The organism is Streptomyces sp. NBC_00057 (assembly GCF_045041165.1).
Classification (GTDB): domain Bacteria; phylum Actinomycetota; class Actinomycetes; order Streptomycetales; family Streptomycetaceae; genus Streptomyces.
In genome coordinates, this window is the sequence record NZ_CP108256.1 from 8,308,708 (window position 1) to 8,329,584 (window position 20,877).

15 protein-coding genes and 2 pseudogenes are annotated in these 20,877 nt (G+C 69.6%); 5 read left to right on the forward strand and 12 right to left on the reverse strand.

The window, feature by feature from the left end:
* Window positions 1-117: 117 nt before the first annotated feature.
* The 9 genes and pseudogenes from OG953_RS39010 to OG953_RS39050 all read right to left on the reverse strand — a co-directional run bounded on the left by OG953_RS39010 (window position 118) and on the right by OG953_RS39050 (window position 13,184).
* Entirely contained in the window at window positions 118-789 is a 672-nt protein-coding gene (locus tag OG953_RS39010; protein WP_405690414.1) for an HAD family hydrolase, read from the reverse strand.
* Between the two features lie 613 nt (window positions 790-1,402).
* Window positions 1,403-4,444 (reverse strand): alpha-mannosidase, encoded by a 3,042-nt coding sequence (locus tag OG953_RS39015; RefSeq protein WP_405690416.1) that lies wholly within the window; start codon window positions 4,442-4,444, stop codon window positions 1,403-1,405.
* Window positions 4,445-4,501: 57 nt separating this feature from the next.
* Window positions 4,502-4,798: pseudogene (locus OG953_RS39020) on the reverse strand (alpha-amylase family glycosyl hydrolase); the annotation flags it as partial.
* Between the two features lie 78 nt (window positions 4,799-4,876).
* The gene (locus OG953_RS39025) at window positions 4,877-6,631 is read right to left on the reverse strand and encodes a glycoside hydrolase family 35 protein (protein ID WP_405690418.1); all 1,755 of its coding nucleotides are present in this window, start codon (window positions 6,629-6,631) and stop codon (window positions 4,877-4,879) included.
* Window positions 6,632-6,724: 93 nt separating this feature from the next.
* Window positions 6,725-8,683: a glycoside hydrolase family 5 protein gene (locus tag OG953_RS39030; RefSeq protein ID WP_405690420.1), complete on the reverse strand. Its 1,959-nt coding sequence runs from the start codon at window positions 8,681-8,683 to the stop codon at window positions 6,725-6,727.
* A gap of 87 nt (window positions 8,684-8,770) precedes the next feature.
* The gene (locus OG953_RS39035; protein WP_405690422.1) at window positions 8,771-9,616 is read right to left on the reverse strand and encodes a carbohydrate ABC transporter permease; all 846 of its coding nucleotides are present in this window, start codon (window positions 9,614-9,616) and stop codon (window positions 8,771-8,773) included.
* Between the two features lie 5 nt (window positions 9,617-9,621).
* Window positions 9,622-10,611 carry a carbohydrate ABC transporter permease gene (locus tag OG953_RS39040; protein ID WP_405690424.1) on the reverse strand — a complete coding sequence of 330 codons (990 nt, stop codon included), beginning with the start codon at window positions 10,609-10,611 and terminating at the stop codon, window positions 9,622-9,624.
* A complete protein-coding gene (locus tag OG953_RS39045) occupies window positions 10,608-11,885 on the reverse strand; it encodes an ABC transporter substrate-binding protein (RefSeq protein WP_405690426.1) in 1,278 nt (425 codons plus the stop codon). The genes OG953_RS39040 and OG953_RS39045 overlap by 4 nt, the downstream gene beginning before the upstream one ends.
* A gap of 141 nt (window positions 11,886-12,026) precedes the next feature.
* Window positions 12,027-13,184 carry an ROK family protein gene (locus tag OG953_RS39050; RefSeq protein ID WP_405690428.1) on the reverse strand — a complete coding sequence of 386 codons (1,158 nt, stop codon included), beginning with the start codon at window positions 13,182-13,184 and terminating at the stop codon, window positions 12,027-12,029.
* A 156-nt stretch (window positions 13,185-13,340) separates the two neighbouring features.
* On the opposite strand from OG953_RS39050, the gene OG953_RS39055 reads away from it, so the two are divergent.
* A complete protein-coding gene (locus OG953_RS39055; protein WP_405690430.1) occupies window positions 13,341-15,458 on the forward strand; it encodes an alpha-galactosidase in 2,118 nt (705 codons plus the stop codon).
* A 43-nt stretch (window positions 15,459-15,501) separates the two neighbouring features.
* Window positions 15,502-16,362 carry an alkaline phosphatase family protein gene (locus OG953_RS39060; protein WP_405690432.1) on the forward strand — a complete coding sequence of 287 codons (861 nt, stop codon included), beginning with the start codon at window positions 15,502-15,504 and terminating at the stop codon, window positions 16,360-16,362.
* Window positions 16,363-16,756: 394 nt separating this feature from the next.
* Here OG953_RS39060 and OG953_RS39065 read toward each other — a convergent pair whose 3' ends face one another.
* Window positions 16,757-17,101 carry a hypothetical protein gene (locus OG953_RS39065; protein ID WP_405692494.1) on the reverse strand — a complete coding sequence of 115 codons (345 nt, stop codon included), beginning with the start codon at window positions 17,099-17,101 and terminating at the stop codon, window positions 16,757-16,759.
* On the opposite strand from OG953_RS39065, the pseudogene OG953_RS39070 reads away from it, so the two are divergent.
* Window positions 17,036-17,355, forward strand: a pseudogene (locus tag OG953_RS39070) (GNAT family N-acetyltransferase); the annotation flags it as partial. The gene OG953_RS39065 and the pseudogene OG953_RS39070 sit on opposite strands and share 66 nt — an antisense overlap.
* Window positions 17,356-17,394: 39 nt before the next feature.
* On the opposite strand, the gene OG953_RS39075 reads toward OG953_RS39070, so the two are convergent.
* Complete coding sequence (locus OG953_RS39075; RefSeq protein WP_405690434.1) at window positions 17,395-17,895, reverse strand: GNAT family N-acetyltransferase; 501 nt, start codon at window positions 17,893-17,895, stop codon at window positions 17,395-17,397.
* A 219-nt stretch (window positions 17,896-18,114) separates the two neighbouring features.
* Here OG953_RS39075 and OG953_RS39080 point away from each other — a divergent pair, with 219 nt between their 5' ends.
* A complete protein-coding gene (locus tag OG953_RS39080; protein ID WP_405690436.1) occupies window positions 18,115-19,002 on the forward strand; it encodes an ABC transporter substrate-binding protein in 888 nt (295 codons plus the stop codon).
* A 597-nt stretch (window positions 19,003-19,599) separates the two neighbouring features.
* Window positions 19,600-20,532: a carbohydrate kinase gene (locus OG953_RS39085; protein ID WP_405690438.1), complete on the forward strand. Its 933-nt coding sequence runs from the start codon at window positions 19,600-19,602 to the stop codon at window positions 20,530-20,532.
* A gap of 75 nt (window positions 20,533-20,607) precedes the next feature.
* Here the strand turns inward: OG953_RS39085 and OG953_RS39090 are convergent, their stop codons facing one another.
* The gene (locus OG953_RS39090; RefSeq protein ID WP_405690439.1) at window positions 20,608-20,826 is read right to left on the reverse strand and encodes a hypothetical protein; all 219 of its coding nucleotides are present in this window, start codon (window positions 20,824-20,826) and stop codon (window positions 20,608-20,610) included.
* Between the last annotated feature and the right edge of the window lie 51 nt (window positions 20,827-20,877).

The following is a 20,877-nucleotide window of genomic DNA, read 5'->3' on the forward strand; positions in this document are numbered from 1 at the left end:
CGAGCGTAGACCACCCGGCCTACCGGAAACCCTGTAGGCCATTCAGGCGAACCACACCTGATTCCTGGTGGAACCAGGTTCTCGCGAACATGCGAGCGCGAGCAGTGGGTGACGGCATCAGGCGGTCTGCGTCGTCGGCACGGTCAGCGCGGAAAGCAGCGCCAGGTCGGCCTGTTTGAGGCTGTCCAGCAGGGTGATCCGGTCGGCCTCGGCGATCGGCACGCTGGAGGGAACGGCCACCACCGAGCAGCCGGCGGCGCGCGCGGAGGCGACCCCGGTCGGAGTGTCCTCGACGGCCACGCAGGTCGAAGGGTCCAGCCCGAGTCGATCAGCGGCGGCCAGGTAGGGGTCAGGGTCGGGCTTGGTGCGCTCGGTGTCCTCGGCGGCGAGGGTGACGGTGAACCAGTGATCGCCGAGGCTGTCCAGGACCAGGTCTACTACGCGGCGGGGAGAGGCCGAGACCAGCGCGGTAGGCACGGCGGCGTCGTACAGTTCGGCGAGCAGCGCCAGTGCGCCGGGCCGGGGGACGACCTCGGCGGCGACCTTGCTGCTGAACGCGTCGCTGAGGAGTTCGGCCAAGGTATCCGCAGTGAAGCTGGTCCGGGTCATGCGGTGCAGATGGGCGGCGGTGTGGCCGACGGCGCGGCCGAGCACCTCAGGCAGGTCCTCCTCGGTGAGGGTGTGGCCGAGGCCGGCGGCGAGTTCGGCGGTGACCTGGAGCCAGAGGTGCTCGGTGTCGACCAGGGTGCCGTCCATGTCGAACAGGACTGCGGCGGGGAGTACAGGCACGGCGGTCCTACCTTTTTTGGTCGTGGGTTGGCTGATCATTTGTAAGGTCGTTGGCCCCGGGGATCTATGGCCGGCATCCTCTCTCCGCTGCTCGCCGACACCGCCCTGACTATTGCAGCGGCAGATGGTGGCCAACCAATAGGGAGATCGCACTGTTCGATCCGACGATGGTACGCACGACGCGCTACCGCTGCCGGGGAACACGTATTCCCTCGCCCTGGCCGGCCACGGGTTTCGGAACCCGAGGCCGTCCAACGGGACTTGTGGAGAGTCCGGTGCCCGGTAGTGGGTGCGTCGGGTTCGGGAGATGGTCCGGGGAAGCCCGCCGGCAGCAATGCCGGCAGGGCGCTCCGGGCCGACCTCACCGCGCCTGGGGCAACGGCCACAAGCAGGTCCTGCTCGCGCTCGCCGGCCGTCGAGTGAACGTGCTGCGGGCGTTGATCCGTGACGAAGAGTGTTGCCACCTTACTGACCGTCCCGGAAGTTGTTTGGCGACAACATTGGGATGTCCCTACGAAGTCAGCAGGTCTCCGGATACCGTGGCACCCTCGCGGGGTGAGATCCCACCAGCACGCTACTGACGGTGGAGACGGCCCGTCCCGGAGGGCCTCGGTCAGTCACCCGTCCGGGGCCTCAGCCGGAGAGTGAGGATCTGGAACGGGCGGAGTGCCAGGCGCACCCTTCGGCCGTCCGCTTGTACGGCGTCCACGTTCTCGCGCGGGTCGAGTTCGCGCTCCAGTAGATCAGTCTCGGCCGCCGACGCCAGCGGGAAGCCGGCGGTCAGAACGGTTCGTGCGCGTCCGCCGTGGGCCTCGTAGAGGCGTACGACGATGTCGCCGGAACGATCGTCGGCAAGTTTGACCGCCTCGATGACGACGGCCTCGTTGTCCGCGGTGAGGAGCGGTTGGACCTCGGCCGAGCCGGGGAGGCTGCGCTCCGGCTGGTTGAACGCGTAGCCTTCGCGGACGGCGTCGGCGATGTCGGCGCCGATGACGAACCCGTAGCGCAGGCGGTGGTGGCCCTGGTCGGCATCCGGGTCGGGGAAGCGGGGAGCGCGGAGCAGGGAGAGCCGGACGGTGGTGGTGGTGCCGCCGCCTGCGCGGACGTCTCGGGTGACCTCGTGCCCGTAGGTCGAGTCGTTGACCACAGCCGCCCCCCACCCCCGTTCGCCGAGGTGCAGGAAGCGGTGGGCGCAGATCTCGAACTTGGCGGCGTCCCAACTGGTGTTGGTGTGGGTGGGGCGCCGGACGTGTCCGAAGGGGATCTCCGCACTGGAGTGGTCGGCCCGCACGTCGAGCGGGAATGAGGCCTTGAGGAGCTTCTCCTTCTCGTGCCAGTCGATCTCGGTGTCGATGTCCAGACGTCGGGAGCCTTCGGAGAGGGAGACCAGCTGTTCGATGCGGGAGTCACCGAAGGTCCGCACGATCCGGACACCGCCTTCCTCTGCCCTGACCGAGTCGGCGTCGAGGAGGTTGTGAACGGTGTTGCGGTAGAAAGCGTCGATGTCCCAGGCGTCGTACTCGTTGGGGAAGTCCTGGTGCAGCTGAAGTAGGTTGGCGGCGGCGCCGGGGGCCAGCGCTTCGCGTTCGGCCGCGATGTCGTATGCCGAGGTCACCAGGCCCTGGGCATCGATCCGGACGCGGACCAGGCCGTTGTCCAGCACGAAACCGTCCCGGCAGGGGACCGGGGCGACGGGTCGGCCCGGCGGCCGGGTCCGGAGCGTGGCTCCGAGGGCGGGGACACCGTCGCGGGCGAACGGGGCGGCGTTGAAGACCACGGGCAGGTTGCCTTCGCCGGCCAGGGCGCGCTGGGCGGCGTCCGTGATCGCGCGCAGCTCGGCGGTGACGGCGGCGTAGGTCTGCTCCGCCTCCCGGTGCACCCAGGCGATGGAGGAGCCGGGCAGGATGTCGTGGAACTGGTGCAACAGGACCGTCTTCCAGAGCCGGTCCAGGGCCTGGTAAGGGTACGCGAATCCGGTGCGCACGGCGGCGGTCGCAGACCACAGCTCGGCCTCTCGCAGCAGGTGCTCACTGCGCCGGTTGCCCTGCTTGGTCCTCAGCTGACTGGTCAGCGTGCCGCGGTGGAACTCCAGGTACAGCTCCCCCTGCCACACCGGCGCGTCGGCGTATTCGGCATGTGCCCGCTCGAAGAAGTCCGCAGGTCTCTCGATGACGACCCTGGCCGAGCCCTCCAGGTCGACGAGACGCTTGGCCCGGGCCAGCATCTCCCGGGTGGGGCCGCCGCCGCCGTCTCCGTAGCCGAACGGGAGCAGCGAGCTGTTGGCTGCCTCCTTGTCCTGGAAGTTGCTGACGGCATGGGCGAGTTCGGCGCCGGTGATCTCGGCGTTGTAGGTGTCGACCGGCGGGAAGTGGCTGAAGATCCTGGTGCCGTCGATGCCCTCCCACCAGAAGGTGTGGTGCGGGAACTTGTTGGTGGTGTTCCAGGAGATCTTCTGGGTGAGGAACCACCGGACCCCGGCCAGCTTCATCAGCTGCGGCATGGCCGCGTTGTAGCCGAAGGTGTCGGGCAGCCACATCTCCTCGGTCTCGACGCCGAACTCCTCGAGGTAGAAGCGCTTTCCATGGATCAGCTGCCGGGCGAGGGCCTCGCCGCCGGTGATGTTGGTGTCGGGTTCCACCCACAGGCTGCCGACGGGGAGGAACTGCCCCTTCTTCGCCTTCTCCTGGACCCGGCCGTAGACTTCGGGGCGGTGCTCCTTGAGCCAGGCCAGTTGCTGGGCCTGGGACATGGCGAAGAGGAAGCCCGGGTGGTCGTCCATGAGATGGGTGACGTTGGAGAGCGTCCTGGCGACCTTGCGGACGGTCTCGCGCAGCGGCCACAGCCAGGCGGTGTCGATGTGGGCGTGTCCGACGGCGGACATGCGGTGGGCGCTGGCGGCCGCGGGGGCGGCGAACGCCGGACGCAGCACCTCGCGGGCGGCGGTGGCGCTGCCGGCGATGTCCTGCAGGTCGACTGCGTCCAGGGCCCGCTCGATGGTGTGCAGGAGCTGCCAGCGGCGCGGGTCGGCCTCGGGCAGTTCGCGCATGAGCCCCCCGAGGACGTCCAGGTCGTGGACGAGTTCCCACACCTGCGCGTCGAAGACCGCCAACTCCAGTCGGAGCAGCTGGTACAAGGGTGCGCTCTCGGAGCCGACTCCCGTCATCCAGGAGGGCCGGTCCCCGGTCCGGGACGGGATGTGGTCATCGACCAGGTTGGGGTTGGCGGCGGCCTCGACGTAGTAGGTGAAATCCTCGCCGCCGACCGCCGGGTCGGCGACCGGAATATAGGCGTTGCGGGGGTTGAGGGCTTTCACCACGCTGCCGTCCGCCCGGTAGACCAGACCCTCGGCGGAGAAGCCCGCGCCGGTGACGTCGAAGCCGAGGTCGATGACTGCCTCGACCCGCAGGCCGTTCCACTCCTCCGGAACCCTGCCGCTGATCCTGAACCAGCTCGTGGACCAGGGCGGCCCCCACCTGTGCCCGAGTGCCACGGGTTCGTACGGTGCGGCCAGACCGTCGGACACGGGGACCGGCTCGCCCGGCACGTTCCAGATCGCGATCTCGACCGGGACAGGACGGGCGTGGACCGCGGGCCGGATGCGCTGGTTCAGCACCCGGTCGAGCCGCTGCTCGGTGAGGCGTTGCTTGCTGTGCATGGATTCCTCTGTCGTCGGTGGAGGACGGTGGATCTGGTTGCGGCCGGCCGGCCGTCAGGAATCGGCGTCAAGCAGCGTGCCGAGCGTGGGCTGGACCGCACGGTGGTCGGCGATGTCGTAGCCGACGTCGGTCTGTGGGGAGGCGTAGAAGGGGTTCAGCCACAGGGCGTCGACGCCGAGCTCTTTCAGATGCGACAGCCGGCTGCGCACGCCCGGGAGGTCGCCCATGCCGTCGCTGTTCCCGTCGGCGAAACTGCGCGGGTACAGCCGGTGGATGACGGCCTGTCGCCACAAGATTGCCGGGGATCCGGCCGGGGCGGCGGTGTCATGGGCACCGGCAGGGTGCTGGGGCATTCTCGGTCCCTCTGGCGGTTCGTGTCGGCGTGGCCGGTCGGTCCACCGGCTGAGGCGTACCGACCGGTGTCGCGGACGTCAGTCCTCGATGGGGCCCAGATCTGGAGTGCCCCGCAGTTCCACCGTGCGGGTGGTGGAGCCGTGCAGCTCGAGGACCGTGATCTCGTTCCGGCCGGCATTCAGGATCGGTGCGGGGACGTAGAGAGTGGTCTGCGGTCCTCGGGACCAGTACCGGCCGAGTGCGAAGCCGTTGATCCAGACGTGGCCCTTGGTCCAGCCGTCCAGGGCGATGTAGCCGTCGGCCGGCTGCTCGATGTCCAGGTGTCCACGGTGGAACGTGGGGCCGACCGGGGGCGAGGCGGGATCGAACGCGGTGAAGGACAGCCGGCCCAGATCGTCGAGAGGTAGCGACCGGCTGTACCAGCCGTCCGGGGCCAGTGCGTTGACGGAGACCTCGCCGAGCAGGCCCTTGCGGTCGTGCATGCCCTGCCCGTAGTTGACCCTGCCCTGGTTCTCCACCAGCACGGCCAATTGCGCGCCGCGCCGGGGGGTGTGGAAGGCGAGGGTGTGCTCATGGCTCTCGCGTTCCAGGACGCCGACCGGCTGACCGTTGACGAAGACCTGGGCGCGATCGTGCACCTCGGCGATGCGGAGGACGGCCGGCCCGGCCGCCGGGAGCGCCGTCTCGTACAGGATGAATCCGAAGGACTGGCCGAGCTGTTCCATGACCTGCGGGCGGTCGGCGTGCACCGCGCTGCCGAGCCGCTCGCACTGGTCCAGGAGGCCGGCGCATGCGGTGAGTTCCACGGCGGCCGGGGCAAGCTTGGGTGCGGGGGCGGGTACCGGCTCCTCGGGTACGGGCGCGTACCGGGCGATGATCTCGCGGAAGGCGGCGTATTTGGGGGCGGGATCGCCGGCCTCGTCCAGAGGCGCGTCGTAGTCGTACGACGTGACGGTGGCGCGGTACGTGCCCTTGTCGTTGGCGCCGTTGGTGAATCCGAAGTTGGTACCGCCGTGGAACATGTAGATGTTGACCGAGGCGCCGGCCGCGAGCAGCCGGTCGAGGTCCGCCGCGGCGTCGGCCGTGCTGCGGGTGACATGGGTGCCGCCCCAGCGGTCGAACCAGCCGATCCAGAACTCGCTGCACATCAGCGGCCCGGACGGCTGATGCCTGCGCAGTTCGGCGAGCCCGGCGTCCACCCGGCTGCCGAGATTGACGGTGCGCAGGACGCCGTCGAGGCTGCCACGCTCCAGGTCGGAGGGCTGGTCGCAGGTGAACAGCGGCACGTCGATTCCGTGCCGGTGCAGCAGCTCCGCCAGATTCTTCAGGTAGCCCGAGTCGTCGCCGTACGCGCCGTATTCGTTCTCCAGCTGCACGGCGAGGATCGGGCCGCCACGAGTGGAGAGGTAAGGAAGGACGGGCGGCAGCAGGGCGCCGAGGTAGTCGTCCACCGCCTTCAGGTAGCGCGGGTCGCGGCTGCGCAGTTCGATGTCCTCGTCGGCGAGCAGCCAGGAGGGCAGGCCGCCGCCCTCCCACTCGGCGCAGATGTACGGGCCGGGGCGGAGCAGCACGTGCAGGTCTTCGGCGGCGGCCAGATCGAGGAATCGGGGAAGATCGAGACCTGCGTCCAGCCGGAACTCACCCGGATGGGGCGAGTGGAGGTTCCATGGGACGTAGGTCTCGATCGTGTTCAGTCCCATCAGGCGCGCCTTGCGAAGCCGGTCGGCCCACTGTTCCGGATGGATCCGGAAGTAGTGCAGCCCGCCGGAGATGATCCGCAGCGGTCGGTCGTCGAGACGGAAGCCGTCTGCGGCAACCTCGAGTCGGGGCATGGCCGTGGTCTCCTCGATGATGGAACTGATGGAACTGATGGAACTGATGGAACTGATGGAACTGATGGAACTGATGGAGCTGGTGGAGGTGGGTCAGCTCAGCGGGCGGCAGAGCAGTGCGTCGGGGACGCCGCCGTGGTTCCACTTCCAGGTGAAGGCGACACCGGCGATGTACTCGTTGTCGGCGCACTGACCCTTGTAGTAGCCGGGAGCCCAGTCGCTTTCGACCGAGCCGCCGGTGGCCGGGCGGTTGTTGCCCTGGTCGAACCAGACGTTGCGGCCGTTCAGCGGCAGCGGTGCGGCGGACGGCGCGCAGAGCAGGCCGGCCATGGAGTTGCCGCTGACGCTGTAGCCGACGGCGAAGGTGTTGTCGGGGCACTGGAGCTTGTTGTAGCCCGAGGCCCAGTCGCCGTGGGTGACGTAGCGCTCGTCATGGACGGCCACCCAGTCACCGGTCCCCTTGGCGGGCTGGTTCGCGTCGGTGCACAGGCCGCGCTTGTCACTGCGGCCGAGACCGGTCAGGCGCTGGCTGTCGGGGCAGTTGCCCTTGCGATAGCCGGGGCTCCAGTCGCCCTGGGCGAGCATGCGGGAGGAGACGTTGTGGTCGCGGAAGTCGAGGTCGAGCATGTTCCAGTGGTCGACCTGTGCGACCGGACCGGTCGTTCCCGAGGCGTTGACCAGTTTGTTCCAGTCGGCGGACCGCCAGTCACCTGAGTCGCTGAGGCTCTGCCGTTTGCCGGCGGTGTCGTAGGAGATCAGGGCCCAGGTGTCCTGCGGCGCACCATTGGCACCGGTCCATCCGACCAGCGGCCAGATGGCGAAGTCGGTGTCGTTCTCGACCAGGATGTCGGTGAAGTTGCCGAACCAGGTCTTCTCCTTGGTGTCCTGCGACCCTCGGCCGCCGGCACCGAACTCGCTGATCCAGACGGGGGCGGTGAAGTGCTGGCCGGACTGGGTGACGAACAGGGCTTCGTCGTGTACCAGTTGCTTCAGCTTTTCAAGCGGGAAGTCCTCGTACGGCCAGTCGTTGGTGTGCCCCGGTCCGCTGTCGGCACCCGTGTAGTTCGGGCCGGTGTAGCCGTAGAAGTGCGCGGCGTAGACCAGCTTGCCCGAGGTGATCAGGGTGTTGGAGAGTTCACGGACCGGCGTCAGCATCGGCCTGCCGTAGTCCAGTCCGTCCAGCGGGATGCCGTACCAGTTGATGCCCTCCATGATGACCAGCATGTCGGGGTCGGCCTGCAGGATGCGGGTGCCCGCCAGCTCGAAGGCCGCGTAGGTGTCGTGGTCGTCACCCCAGCCCCAGTTGGGGTCGTCCCAGGTGTCGCGGCGGATCTCGTTGCGCAGGTCGGCGCCGACGACACGCTTGTTCGCCTTGTAGCGGTTGACCAGGAAGAGCCAGTCGTCCTGCCACTGCTGGGCGGACTGGCCGCTGTTCCAGCGTTCGTTTCCGTCCAGGCCGCAGCAGAAGCGGTAGGAGGTGGTGTGGTTGTTGAGGATGACCGCGAATCCCTCGGCGGTCAGGGCCGCCACTACCGCGTCGAACACCTGCAGCGGGGTCTTGCCCTTCAGCTGCGGGTTGGCCGCGACCGCGGAGTCCGGTACCACCGTGGTGTCGCGCATCATCGCGTTGGCGAACGGCAGCCGGATGCTGTTCAGCCCGAGCTCGTGGAAGTCGGCCATGATCTGTGTCATCGGCGCGCGGTCCAGGCCCAACGGGAGGTTGTGCGACATCTGGTCCGCCTGGTGGTTCGCGGGGTCGTTGACGTCGCCGCTGCCTTCCCAGGTGCCCTGGGCACCGGCCCAGTTGCCGGCCTTCAGCTTGAAGCGGTTGCCGTTGGCATCGACGATGTACCGCCCGCGGGTACTCAGCGGCGCCGTCCAGGAGGCTGCCAACTGCGGTCCGGTCATGGGAGTGGCGGTGTCGGTGGCACTGGGGGGCGCTGCGACGGAGCCGGTGGTTCCCGCGAGGACGAGGGTGACCGCGGCTGCCGTGGCCGGCAGGATTCGGGAGAAGAATCTCCTGACGGCGGGAGCCGACCTATCGGATCTCATGATGGTCCCCTCCAAGGGTGGGGTGGGTGTGGGGGTTGGATCTTCAGGTGGTGCGGCCCGGACCGGTGGTCCGGAGTCAGGTGCGGCTCAGCCCTTGAGTCCGCTGGTGGCGATGCCTTCGACGATGTAACGCTGGGCGACCAGGAACATGGCCACCAGTGGTGCGATGGTCACGACGGCTCCGGCGAACAGTCCGGGCAGGTTGACGGTCTGTGAGGTGAGGAAGGTCGACAGGGCGATCTGGGCCGTCCACGAGGACGGGTCCTGCCCGATGACCAGCGGCCACAGGAAGGCGTTCCAGCTGTCGATGAAGGCGAGCGCGCCGAGCGAGGCGAGCATCGCTCCGGACGACGGCAACGCGATCCGGCGGTAGAGGCCGAGCCAGCCGAGCCCGTCCAGGCGTCCGGCCTCCTCGATCTCGCTGGGGAACTGGAGGTAGAAGTTACGGAAGAGCAGGACGGCGAAGGGGTTGAACAGCCCGGGTGCGATGATTCCCCACAACGTGTTGACCCCGCCCATGGAGCCCACGACGACGAAGGTGGGGACGAACGTCACCGAGCCGGGGATCATCAGCGTGGCCACCACCAGGGCGAGCAGGACGCCCCGTCCGGGTACCGGGATCCGCGCGAGGGCGTACCCGGCGGCCGAGGCGAGGAGCGTCGACACCGGGGCGGTGATCACGGCGATCAGCAACGAGTTGCCGAGGGCCTGGCCCATGTGCAGCGTGGGATCGCTGAAGAGCGAGGTGAAGTTGTCCCAGTGCATCGTCGACGGCCACCAGGTCCAGTGCGGTGACGTCAGGCCCTGTGTGTCCATCAGAGCATTACGCAGCATCAGATAGAAGGGCGCCAGGAACACTGCCGTCAGCAGGCCGGCCAGCACGCCGCGCACGGACCGGCGCAGCACCTGCGGCAGGTGTCGGGCGGTTGTCATGTTGCTCACTCCTCACCCTTTCCGAAGCCGGTGATCCGGCCCTGGATCAGGGTCACGCAGACGATGAGGGCGGTGAGCACGAAGGCTCCGGCCGACCCGAGGCCGTAGTTCTGGGAACCCATTGCGGTGTCGTAGAGATAGCCCAGCGGGGTTCGGACCGGGGCCCCCGACCCGCCGGACTGCCCGCTGTTGAACAGGTTGTAGAACTCGTCGAACGCCTGGAACGCGGCGATGAACTGCAGCATCAGGACGGCCACCGAGGTGTTGCGCAGCATCGGCAGGGTGATTCTGCGCAGCAGGCGCAGGCCGGTGGCGCCGTCGAGGGCGGCGGCCTCGTACATCTCCTTGGGGATGGCCTGGAGCCCGGCCAGGAAGAGCACCATGTAGAAGCCGACCTGGAGCCAGAGGCGGAGGGTGACGAGGGCGACCCAGTACAGCGGCGGCGAGGTGGTCTGCAGCCATGGTTGGGCGTCCATGCCGAACCAGCCGCCGAGGGTGTTGGCGATGCCGCTCGGCAACCCGTTGAACAGGCTCATCTTCCACAGCAGGGAGGCTGCGACGTAGGAGACGGCGGCCGGGATCAGGAAGGCGGTGCGCAGCACGGCCCGGCCGCGCCGGATCCGGTGCACCAGCAGCGCCAGTCCCAGCGAGGCGGCGAACGTCAGCGGCACGATGAACACCGTGAACAGCAGGATCTGGCCGAGCGACTTGCGGAACACCGCATCGGAGAGCAGCGTCTGGTAGTTGTCCAGGCCGACCCAGTGTCCCAGGGAGATGGTGCCGCGGGCCTCACTGAGGCTGAGCAGGAAGCTCCAGCCGATGGCGACGTACTTGAAGAGGCCCAGGCCGATCAGCAGGGGTCCGGCGAGCAGCGCGAACGCTCCCCAGGCACGCCAGTCCGTGCGGGAACGGCGGAGGGGGGCGGTGCCCCGCGGCTCAGCCGCGGGGCACCCGACACGCTCGTGGTCAAGCGTGGATGGAGGCGCGGACGTCATGATGCGCGCTGCTTGTCGATGTCACTCTGGGCCCGCTTGGCCGCGTCGGCCAGGAGCTTTTCCGCATCGCCCTGCCCGTTGACGATCTTCGCCGCAGCCGCGGCGAAGAGGTCGCTCACGGTCTTGTTCCAGGTGCTGGGGTTGTTCCTGCCGTACTTGGCGGCCAGCTCGACGGTCTCCTTGGCGGGGCCCTGGGTGAGCTTGCTGGCGGTGGCGGCGACGGACTTGCGCGGCGGGATGTGGAGGCCGTAGCTCTGCGACCAGTCCGTCTGGAGGTCGGTCTGCTGGACCCAGAGCCACTGGACGAACTTCTTGGCCGCTTCCACGTGCTTGCCCTTGGCGTTGACGCAGGTGCTCCAGCCGCCGACGCGGACCGCGGGCTTGCCGCCGGACTTGAAGGCGGGCCAGGGCAGGACGCCGAAGTCGTCGCCGAGCGCGGTCTTGATGGCGGGCATCGACCAGAGGCCGCCCCACTGCATCGGGACGACGTTCTGGGTGAGCGCCGAGGGGTCCCACCAGTCGGTGGTGAAACCGAGCAGCAGGGACTTGTCGTCGTGGAGGCGCTTGAGCCCGGCCACGGCCTCGGCGGCCTGGGCGGAGCCGAAGGCCGCCTTGCCGTCGTGGGTAACGAGGTCGCCGCCGTTGGAGAACACGGACAGGATGGCGCTGTCGCCCAGACCGTCCTGGCCGACGAACAGCCCCTTGGTCTTCTTGGAGCTCAGGGCCTTGGCCGCGTCGACGAGCGCGTCGAAGCTGTCGGGCGGGGTGATGCCGGCCTTGGACAGCACGCTCTTCCGGAAGTAGAGCATCATGACGTCGTCGAGGGTCTTGACGCCGTAGAGCTTGCCGGCGACGGTCACCATCTCGCGGGCGCCCGGGTTGAAGTCGGACCTTGCGCTGCCGTAGATGTCGTCCAGCTCGGCTATCTGGCCCTGCCGGGCGAAGCTCTCGTTGAAGTCGCCGATCTCGAAGACGTCCGGGGCGGAGTCGGTGAGCAGGGTCGCGTTGAGCTTGGCGGAGTAGTCGCCAGGGGTCCAGGTGACCTTGACCGCGATGTCCGGGTTGGCCTTGGTGAACGCGGTGGCATAACGGGTGAGGGCCTGCTGGGTGCCGGCCTCGCCGTAGGCGTGGGACCAGACGTTCAGGGTGGTCTTCGCCCCGGAGGAGCCGCCGCCCGTCGGGTCGGTACTGCAGCCCACCGCCGCTCCCGCGACGAACAGGATGGATCCGCCGAGGAATCCTCTGCGACTAAGCTTGGAGCTCCGTGCGCTCACTTCGCGTCCTTCAGGTTGAGAGGGTTGGGTGTACGTGTTGTTGTCCGGCGCAGCCGGTGTCCGGCATTCACAGTTGGCAGACGGTGATGGACATCGGTTGCGCCGGAAGCTTGGGCCGGCGAACGGGATGGTGACGCTCGCTCAGGGGAAGAGGGCCTGGATGCCGACGACGGCGGCGCCGCGGGCCCACTCCTCCCAGGGGAGCGGACGCAGGGTCAGCGGGCATTTCGCTGCTGCTTTGAAGCAGTGCGCTTCGTAGGCGTCCCTGATGTGCATTCCGAAAAGGTCGTAGGTGTCGAGCCCCTCGCCTGTGACGACGACGCGCTCGGGACCTACGAGGTTCACAAGGGTGGCGATGCCGACGCCGATGGCGTGGCCCGCCCTCGCGAAGACGCCCTGCGCGGCAGGGTTTCCACCACGGGCGAGCTGAACGGCGCCGTCGAAGTCCAGGTCCGGGTCGTCGGTGGCGCGGCGGATGGCGGCAAGGACGGCATCGCTGGAGGCGATGGCCTCGACGCAGCCGACCTGGCCGCAGTGGCACTGTGGCCCGGCCGGGTCGATGCTGATGTGCCCCATCTCTCCGGCGACGCCGTACGCTCCGGCGACCAGCTCACCGTTGATGACGATCCCGGAACCGATCCCCGCTCCGATGGTGACCAGCGCGAAGTACTCGGTGCCGATGCCCTCGCCGAACCAGTGCTCGGCGGCGGTGATGGCCTTGACGTCGTTCTCCACGGTGACGCTCAGGCCGGTCGCCGCGGCGAGGGTATCGGCCAGCGGAACGTCGCGCCAGTTGGGGAGCGCGGAGTAGCGGACACGCCCGCAGGGGCGGTCCACGTCGCCGGAGACCGCGATGCCCAGGTGCCGGGTGCGGGCCCGGTACTCGGGCTTCGCGTCGAGAAGTTCGGCGACGAGGTCGGCCAGTAGCCCACACACGGCGGCCGGGTCGCGGTCGCCCAACGGTCGGCTGGCGGTGGTGCGCATGTGGGCCCGCAGGTCGCAGACCGCGCCGTAGAGGGTGTCGGCACTGATCTTCACACCGACGACGAACTCCCGGTCGGGAGTGACGGCCAGCGGGTTCACGGGGCGTCCGGCCCCTGGGGCGGTGCGCTCCGGGGGGAGTTCGTGCAGGTAGCCGTCGTCGATGAGTGGTCGCGCGGCCTTGGTCACAGCGGTCGAGGACAGGCCCGTCCGGCGGGCCAGCTCCACCCGGCTGAGCGGGCTCTCGGCCAACAGCAGGGCGAGGATGGCGGTTTCGGCCGGTGCGGTGACCAGTGGTCGCGAGTGGTTTGGAAACACGGCGGCAACCTACCGGCAAATAAATAACTTCGTCCAGTATTGATTTTCCCGCCCGGGCAGTCCTACGCTCTGGCCCAACTCCGGGCGCTTCCAACGTTGTTCGCCATGGTCGGCCGCCCGGTCCTCACCGACGCTCGACACCCCTCGGGATCTCCTGTGCCTCCCACGCCCTCATCCGTTTCCTTCGACCCCACCCGCGGGCTGGTGGTCCTGCGGACCCCGAACAGCGTCTACGCCGTGCGCATCGGCGCCGACGGCAGCCCCCGGCATCTGCACTGGGGGGAAATGCTCGACACCGACGCCCTCGGCGGACTGCCCGCGGCCACCTCACCTGCCGCGAGCAGCTTCGAGACAGACCCCGCCCCGGACGAGTTGGCCCCGCAGACCGGTGCTCGGTTCGGGCCGGCCGGCCTCCAGGTGCGGTTCGCCGACGGCACCCGCGGCGCCCAGTGGTCCTTTACCGGGCACACGGTCCGGGACGGGGAGCTTCGCCTGCACCTGGACGACCGCCGCTACCCGCTGGCCGCCGAACTGTGCTACCGCGTCCGCCCCGGCAGTGACGTCATCGAGCGCTGGGTGGAACTCACCCACACCGGAGCCGACGACTCGGGCCCCATCACCGTCGACCGGCTGGACTCGGCCTCCTGGACGCTACCGGCGCTGCCCGACTACCGGCTCAGCCACCTCGTGGGCGGCTGGAACAGCGAGTTCCAGCTACAGCGCGACCGGGTCCCGGTCGCCGAGACCGTGCTCACCAGCCGCCGCGGCCTCACCAGCCACCACGCCAGCCCCTGGCTCGCCCTTGACGACGGCACTGCCGACGAGGAACACGGCGAGATCTGGAGCACCGCCCTGGCCTGGAGCGGAAGCTGGCGCATCACCGTGCACCGCGACCCGGTCGGCCGGACCACCTGGACCGGCGGCTTCGGCCACGAAGGACTCAGCTGGACCATCCAGCCCGGCCAGAGCCTGCACACACCCGTCTTCGCCGGCCTCTACACCCCCGACGGCTTCGGCGCCGCCAGCCGCGCCTGGCACACCCACATACGCACCAGCGTCCTGCCCGCCCCCGACCAGGACCGGCCCGTCGTCTACAACTCGTGGGAAGCCACCGGCTTTGACGTCGGCCAGCCCGGCCAGCTGCACCTGGCCCGGCTGGCCGCACGTCTGGGCGCCGAACTCTTCGTCCTGGACGACGGATGGTTCGGCGGCCGTACCAGCGACCGGGCGGGCCTCGGCGACTGGACACCCCGGCCCGAGGCATTCCCCGACGGGCTGCGCCCACTGGCCGACGAAGTACACCGCCTGGGCATGGCCTTCGGAATGTGGGTGGAGCCGGAAATGGTCAACCGCGACAGCGACCTCTACCGTGCCCATCCCGACTGGGTCATCCACTCAGCGACTCGGGACGCCACCGAACTGCGCAACCAGCTCATGCTGAACTTCGCCCGCCCTGACGTCGAGGCCTGGGCCCATCGGACTCTGGACCAGTTGGTGCGCGACCACGACGTCGACTGGTTCAAGTGGGATGCCAACCGGGCCGTCACCGAGGCCGGATGGGCCGGCCATTTGGACCCCGACCGGCTGTGGATCGACCACACCCGCGCCGTCTACCGGATCATGGACCGCCTCCGCGCCGACCACCCCGGCCTTCGCATCGAGGCCTGCGCGGGCGGCGGCGGACGGGCCGACCTCGGCATCCTCGCCCGCACCGACCAGGCCTGGACCTCCGACAACACCGATCCCGTCGACCGGATCAGCATCCAGCACGGCTTCAGCCAGCTCTTCCCCGCCCAGGCCATGGCCGCCTGGGTGACCGACAGCCCCAACGTCACCACCGGCCGCACCACCCCTCTCCGGTTCCGCTTCCACGTCGCCATGGCCGGAGCTCTCGGCCTCGGTGGGGACCTCACCGCCTGGTCCGAGGAGGAGCTCGACGAGGCCACCGCGCTCGTCATCCGCTACAAGCAGATCCGCCCCCTGGTCCAGCACGGCCGCCAGCATCGCCTCCACGGCCTTGACGGAGTGACAGCCGTGCACTACGCGTCCCAGGACGACACCGAACACGCCGTCCTTGCCTGGCGCCCCGCAACCCGCTTCGGCCACCAGCCCCCCGAGCTCGCCCTGCCGGCCCTGGACCCCGCGGCCCGCTACCTCGACATCGACGAGGGCATCACCCACAGCGGCGCCGTCCTGACCCGCCGGGGCATCGACCTGCAGCTGCCCGCCGGCGACTACGCCAGCCGCCTGATCCGGCTGCGCCGCACCGCCTGACCCCCGCCCCCTTCTCTGCCCGACCCACGAAGGAACCGAGAACATGCCCACACCCCGCGTCCTGGTCGTCGGAATCGACGGCGTTCGCCTCGATCTGCTGCCGATGTTGGAAACGCCCAACCTCGACGAACTCGCGAACGCCGGCTTCCTCGCGCCCGTCCACATCGACGACGACACACCGACCATGTCGGGCCCCTGCTGGACCACGATCGTCACCGGCGTCGGCGTGGCCAAGCACGGAGTCTGGGGCAACAACTTCACCGGAAATCGGCTTGAGGTGTTCCCCGACTTCACCACCCGGCTGGCCGCCGAGCGGGGGAAGCGGACCTTCGCGGCCGGCGGTTGGGAACCCCTGTTCCTGGCCCGGCAGGGCGGCCCGGTCTTCGCGGCCCCGAGCAGGCTCGCCTACATCGCCCCGCGCGAGGACACCCCGCAGGGCTGGGAGGAATGCGACCAGAGCGTGACCGACGAAGCCGTAAGAGTTCTCAGCTCCGGCGAAGACCTCGACGCCTCCTTCGTCTACCTCGGCGCCGTCGACGAGACCGCCCACTTCCTCGCCTGCGGAGCCGAGTACCGAAGCGCGATCGAGACCGCCGACCGGCAACTCGGACAGCTCCTTACCGCCGTACGTGAACGTCCCGACGCCCGGTCCGAGGAGTGGACCACCATCGTGGTGACCGACCACGGCCACCGCGACGAAGGCGGCCACGGCGGTCGCAGCACATTGGAGCGCACCGCCTGGATCGCTGCGAACGGCCCCGGCATCGCTTCCACCACCCCACCGGACAGCCTCCGCCACGCCGATGTCGCCGCCCACGTCTACGCCGCCCTGGGTATCACGCCCGACCTGCACTGGACGCTCGACGGACGGCCCTTCCACTCCCTCACACCACAGACCGCCTGACGCCGGCAGGAAACCGCCGGCCGGCGACCTCCAAGCGCGGCAGCCAACCACAAGGACGCCCCACTCGCGTCCCGCAGAGAGGTCCCCTCCGTGGACACCATGTCCATCCACTCCATCGACTTGTCCGCCTTCGACCCCAGCCAGTGGGAAGACGGCGAATACACCCTCGATGTGGGCGACACACGAATCAGCCTGCACACCCTCGCCCACAGTGCCACCCTGACCCTGTCGCACGACGGCGCTGCCGGGACCGAGGCTCTTGTGACGGCAACGGCGGACGGCACCGTGACCCTGCGCCTGGACGCCCCACTGGGCGACGCCGCGGGCTTCTGGCACCCCGACGCCGGCTGGGAGTGCACCCTGCCATGCCGACTGGTCGGCATGGCGCGGCCTGTCACTCGTACGATCCGCACCCGTCGGCTGCCTCTACGACACCGCCGGTCGCAGCCTGCTCGCCCTCGCCACCGACTGCACCGTCCAGGAGACCTGGATCCGCTTCGGTGTTTCCGAGGAGCGCAAGCGCTTCGGCGTGTGGCTGCGCCGCTCCCTCGCCGCCGGGCAGACCTACCGAGTCCGCATCCCCGCGCCGGGCACCACCATGGCTGCCGCCCTCCGCCGGCTCCGCCAGTGGCTCGCCGGCCTGCCCGACGGAGAGCCGCTGCCCGTTCCGGAGTTCGCCCGGACGCCCGTCCACCTCGAACCCGATCTGGCCTTCGTGATCGACGACGGCACGGGCCAAGCGGTCGGCTACATCCTGGGTACCGCGAACACGGCGCAGTTCGTCGAAGCGTTCCGCGAGAAGTGGCTGCCGTTGGTCGAGAAGCGCTTCCCGGCGCTCGACGGTCCGCCGCGTACCCCCAGCGAGATCTGTCCATGCTCACGTCCAACACTCCGGCCAGGGCCTTCTACGACCGTCTCGGCTTCGGCGAGATCCGGGTGCCGGACCCCGGGCCCGTGACCTACCTGGGGCGCACCACCGAAGCGGACCTGTAGTGGTCCGTCGGCATGGGCGGGACGATGCCCGGCGCCCACTCACACGGTGCGCTCCATGCAAACCAACTCGTCCCGCGCGTCCCACGGTTCAGTGATCTCGAAGCCGAGCCGTTCGTACAGGGCGATGGCGCCCGTGCGCCACTTCCATACGGAGAGCCGAACCGTGCCGACTCCGCTCTGTTCGGCGTGCGCCAGTGCGGCGCTCATCAGATGGGAGGCGATGCCGCGTCCCCGGAAGTCCGGATCGGTCCACAGCCGCTTGATCTCCGACCGCCCCCCGACGGCGGCGGTGACCACGACACAGCCCACAGGGGTGTCACCGCTCAGCGCCAGCAGCACGACATCGTCGTGGAACGCCGCCCGTGGGTCCGAGATCTCCGCCCGGTACCGGTCGGGCAGCCCGGCCGCGTCGGCGACGGCCTCGCCCTTCTCGGCCTGGGTCCGCAGATGGTAGGCGGTCAGCAGCCGGGCCGGCCCGTCCTCGGTGGCACCGCGCCGACCCGGCCAGCGGACGACGACGATGTCGGATCGACCAGTCATGGCATCAGCATCACACGCACGCTCTGACGAGCGGCGGGGGAGGTCCTCGACCGGGGCGGGATCCGTGCCGGGGGCGCCGGCCCCGGCCACCCGCGGGCGTCTTCGCGTCATCCGTACCGGACAGGCCATGGGAGGGGGTGTCGCGGGGGTTGGCTGGGCAGGTACTGGTGTACGACCCGGAAACAGGGGCGAAGCGGCCGGTGCCGAGGGGGGTGTGACGTGAGGGAGCAGACCGTGTGGCAGTTCTCCGACGATCGTGGACAGTTGTCGACCGCCGGGCGGTGCCCGACGCGGGTGCTCGCCTATGTCCAGGCCGGTGCGACCCTGTGGGACCACGGGATATGCCCGAGCGCAATATTCGGCTCCGATCACGACGACCAAGCCGTGCCGGACGCGGCGAAGACCGGATCGCTGTCGCTGACCGAGGTCGGCTATCTCGGTGCGGGCAGCACCCTGGATGTGGACACCCTGTTGAGCGGTGAGCCGGACCTCGTGGTGGCCGTCAGCTACGGCGGCGGTCACGTCTACGGGCTTGCCCCGGAGACCGCCAAGCATCTGGAGGAGCACGTTGCGGTCGTCGTCATCGACGTGGGCCAGGCGCGCACCCTCGCGGAGATCGGTGACCGGTTCGCGCGGCTGGCACGCTCACTCGGCGCCGAGGAGGCCACGACGGCGACACGGGACCTGGAGGCTGCGCGGGGCAGGCTGCGCACGCTTGCCGCCGGGCAGGACCGGCCCAGGGTGGTCGCCCTTTCCCCGGCCGGGCAGGACCGGACGCACCTCGCCCGCCCCCGCATGTGGCCCGAGCTGCGTGTGCTGGCCGAGCTCGGCGTCGACCTGGTGGAGCCGGCCGAGGGGCCCGGCGTGAACTGGTCCACGGTCGGCTGGGCGGATGCCGCGGCGTTGCGCCCCGCCATCGTGCTCGCCGACATCCGGGCCAACGCCACACCCCTGGACGAGCTCCGGACGAACGAGGAGTGGTCGGCGATCGAGCGCGTCGCCCGGGTGCTGCCATGGAATCCGGAGCCGGTCTGCAGTCCGCAGGCCCAGGCACGGTTCCTGGCACTCGTGGCCGACGCGTTGGAGGCCGCCACCCGCCGGCTTTGACGTACGCGGCCAGGGTGTGGTCACCCCCCATGGGCCGCGTGTGCCGATGCCCCGTACGGACGCTTCCGATCGCGCCGGCCGCTCCGGTTCGCGAGGCCGGCCAGGAGCGTCCCGAGCCGACACCGCACGTCCCCAGGAGCAGGCATGCGGGCGCCGGCCGCGCCGGAACCTTCGACCGGGACTCGACCGCCGTCCCCAGCACCGTGTACGGCGACCTGGAACTGACGACGCCGGTACGGTTCGGCGGCCCGGACGGGACCAGCGGTGCCGGTTCCGCGCTGATCCGCGCCATGCCGGACACGGGCGACGGATACGCCGTGAACCTCGACCCGAACCTGCGGACGGCCCGGCTCTTCCGCAGGGACGGCGGAGAGACGACCGTACTCGCCGAAGTGCCCCTGCTGCTGCGCACCGGGGTGAACCTTCCGCTGCGGATCCGGGCCCGGGGCACACGGATCGAGGCGTTCATCGACGGCCGTCCGGTCATCGATGTGACGGACACCCGCTATGCAAACGGCAGGATCGGGCTCAATGTATTCGGAGGCCGCACCGCCTACCAGGACACCGTCGTCACCGCACTCCAGGAGACCCCAGCTCATGCTCGACAGACTCGACCTGCTGGTCATCGGCGAATGCGTCGCCGACATCGTCCGGCTGCCGGGTGCGGCCGACCAGGTCCACCCGGGAGGCAGCCCGGCCAACGTCGCGTACGGTCTGGCCCGGCTCGGGCACGGCGCAACCCTGCTCACCCAGCTCGGCCCGGACGACAACGGGCGGCTGATCAGGGACCATCTGACCGGTGCCGGGGTCGAGATCCGCACGGACGGTGCCACGGAGCCCACCCCGTCCGCCGCCGTGACGCTGGACGACGGCGGCCAGGCCGCGTACACCTTCGAGATCACCTGGACGCTCGACCCGGTCTCGCTGGACCGGGCGCCCCACCACGTCCACACCGGATCCATCGCGACGGTGATGGAATCCGGAGCGGCCACCGTCCTCGCCGCCGTCGAGTCGCTGCGGACGTCGGCGACCGTCAGCTACGACCCCAATGTGCGGCCCGAGCTGATGGGGGACCGCGACGAGGCTGTCCGCAAGGTCGAGTGCTGCGTCGCGCTCAGCGATGTGATCAAGGCCAGCGACGAGGACCTGCAGTGGCTGTATCCGGGCCAGGAGCCGGAGCGGGTCGCCGAGCGGTGGCTCGCCACCGGCCCGGCCGTCGTCCTCGTCACCCGGGGAGGCGACGGTGCCCTGGCCGTCCTTCCCGACGGGCAGGTGACGGTCGACGCGCTGCCCACCGACGTGGTCGACACCGTGGGGGCGGGCGACGCCTTCATGTCCGGCACCCTGCATGCCCTCGCCTCGCAGGGGCTGCTCGGCGCGGACGGCCGTGAACGGCTGCGCTCGCTGAGCCGGGACACCGTGACCGATGTCCTGCGCCATGCCGCGGCCTCCGCCGCCGTGACCGTCGCACGGGCCGGTGCCAACCCGCCGGACGAGGCGGAATTGAAGGCGGCACTCGCCCGTTTCTGAACAGCCCCGGCATGACGGTGTCACCGCCCCCTCCCGAGGTCGGTGACACCGTCATGTCATGCCGTCAGCGCGGGGTCACCCGACCGGAATGGCCCGGGGGAGCGCCGAGTCGACGGTGTTGCCGGGCCGGTCCTCGGCCGTCACACGGACGCCCGGGAATCTGCCCTTCACCAGCTCCGAGTGCGGCGCGACGAAGCGGTAATCACTGCTCTGCGCCACGCCCCTGCCGCCGCACCGCACGCGGAATTCGCCGAGCAACTGGATGGTGACGTCTTGACTCACCGACGGGGTCACCGGAGTCCCTCCGTATTCCGGACCATGACGCCGGGAGACGGTAGGAACCGC

Excerpts from the sequence above, each read along its gene's own strand:
- OG953_RS39015 (WP_405690416.1), bottom strand. The coding sequence starts at position 4,444 with ATGCACAGCAAGCAACGCCTCACCGAGCAGCGGCTCGACCGGGTGCTG.
- OG953_RS39025 (WP_405690418.1), bottom strand. The coding sequence starts at position 6,631 with ATGCCCCGACTCGAGGTTGCCGCAGACGGCTTCCGTCTCGACGACCGA.
- OG953_RS39030 (WP_405690420.1), bottom strand. The coding sequence starts at position 8,683 with ATGAGATCCGATAGGTCGGCTCCCGCCGTCAGGAGATTCTTCTCCCGA.
- OG953_RS39035 (WP_405690422.1), bottom strand. The coding sequence starts at position 9,616 with ATGACAACCGCCCGACACCTGCCGCAGGTGCTGCGCCGGTCCGTGCGC.
- OG953_RS39040 (WP_405690424.1), bottom strand. The coding sequence starts at position 10,611 with ATGACGTCCGCGCCTCCATCCACGCTTGACCACGAGCGTGTCGGGTGC.
- OG953_RS39060 (WP_405690432.1), top strand. The coding sequence starts at position 15,502 with ATGCCCACACCCCGCGTCCTGGTCGTCGGAATCGACGGCGTTCGCCTC.
- OG953_RS39075 (WP_405690434.1), bottom strand. The coding sequence starts at position 17,895 with ATGACTGGTCGATCCGACATCGTCGTCGTCCGCTGGCCGGGTCGGCGC.
- OG953_RS39085 (WP_405690438.1), top strand. The coding sequence starts at position 19,600 with ATGCTCGACAGACTCGACCTGCTGGTCATCGGCGAATGCGTCGCCGAC.